This window comes from Chryseobacterium sp. SIMBA_028 (genome assembly GCF_046535285.1).
GTDB lineage: Bacteria > Bacteroidota > Bacteroidia > Flavobacteriales > Weeksellaceae > Chryseobacterium.
On record NZ_JAWRWZ010000364.1, the window covers coordinates 1 to 266 of the forward strand.

Annotated in this window: 1 pseudogene; it reads right to left on the bottom strand. The window is 66.9% G+C overall.

Annotation, left to right across the window (positions count from 1 at the left end):
* Window positions 1–266, bottom strand: a pseudogene (locus SCA31_RS23780) (potassium-transporting ATPase subunit B); the annotation flags it as partial.

Sequence of the window (266 nt, forward strand, 5' to 3'; positions counted from 1 at the left end):
GGGTAGCTGTCCGCCTGCCTCGGTGACGAAACCCTCGACGGCGGACGCCGCACCCTTGCGGATCAGGCGTCCATCCAGGTCCACGCCGCTCATCCGTGTGCTCGCGGTGAACTCCACGATGGTGATCTCCTCCGCAGTGTTCCGGAGATCGACCAACTCGGGGCCATTGACGCCGGCGTCGTTGGCGAGGTCCACAATGGACCGGCCCTCCGGCGTTTCGTCAGCCAGGCTGGAGAGCCGGGCAGCGATGATGAGTTCGCCGGGCT